The 1,095-nt window shown below is 61.1% G+C and carries 1 protein-coding gene; it reads right to left on the bottom strand.

Features of this window, described 5'->3' with window-relative positions; all coding sequences use genetic code 11:
* Nucleotides 1-68: 68 nt before the first annotated feature.
* Complete coding sequence (locus tag DDF70_RS36245; RefSeq protein ID WP_245435791.1) at nt 69-1,085, bottom strand: IS481 family transposase; 1,017 nt, start codon at nt 1,083-1,085, stop codon at nt 69-71.
* Nucleotides 1,086-1,095: the final 10 nt, after the last annotated feature.

The raw sequence follows: 1,095 nt of genomic DNA, 5'->3' as shown, positions 1-1,095 counted from the left end.
TGTAGTAGTCGGTATTTGATCTGACATTTGGCGTCTGAGAGTGATCGGGTCGAGCCTGTCCGACAGGATCAGGCTGCAATCATCTTCTCCTTTGCCAGCGGCATGCCATCCATGAAGGTTTGCATCGGCGTCTTGCCAAAGCACCACCGCCCCTGGTGCGGCCGTTCCTCATTATAACTGCGAACCCAAGCATCGAGATCAGTCTGGAGTTCAGCGATCAAGCCATAGATCTTCTTGCGGAAGGCCACGCGATAGAACTCGTCCAGCACCGTCTTGTGGAAGCGCTCCACAATGCCGTTGGTCTGTGGGCTCTTGGTCTTGGTCCGGGTGTGATCCACGTCCTCGACCGCGAGATACAGCTCATATTCGTGGCGCTCGGGGTTCCCGCAGTACTCGGTGCCGCGGTCGGTGAGCACCCGACACAGCTTCACCTCATAGGCATCGAAGAAGGGGAGAACCCGATCGTTGAGCAGGTCGGCGGCCGTGATCGGTGTCTTGCGGTCGTACAGTTTGGCGAACGCCACCTTGGTGTAGGTGTCGATGAAGGTCTGCTGGTCGATGCGCCCCACCCCTTTCATGGTGCCCACGTAAAAGGTGTCCTGCGCCCCACAGTAGCCGGGGCATTCGCTCTCGAACTCACCATGCGCATCCTTCTCGGCCTTGGCCTTCTCCAGGGCTGCCACCTGGCTCTCCGTCAGGATCAGGCCTTCCTGCGCCACCTTGGCTTCCAGGGCTTTGAGCCGCTTCTTCATCGTCTCGAGATCGTGCCGCTGCCACACCCCACGCACGCCGGCCGGTGAGATCGAATGGCCGCGCTTGCGCATCTCGTTGGCGATCCGGATCTGGCCGAAGGCCGGCTGCTCCAGGGACAGCTCGACGATGACGGCCTCCACCTCGGGCGGGGTGCGGTTGGCCAGCAGCGGCTTGCGCCGGGTCAGCTCCTGCAGGGCCAGTTCGCCGCCGGTCTCATAGAGCTCCTTGAAGCGGTAGAAGCTGTCGCGGGAATAGCCCATCATGTGACAAGCTTGGCTGACGTTGCCGAGCTGCTTGGCCAGCTCCAAAAGGCCGAGCTTGGCGCGAATGATCTTCTGCTCG

This window comes from Microvirga calopogonii, assembly GCF_003347665.1.
Taxonomy (GTDB): domain Bacteria; phylum Pseudomonadota; class Alphaproteobacteria; order Rhizobiales; family Beijerinckiaceae; genus Microvirga; species Microvirga calopogonii.
Note: the sequence above shows the minus strand (reverse complement) of the source record. Positions and strands in the feature narration are given on the sequence as shown.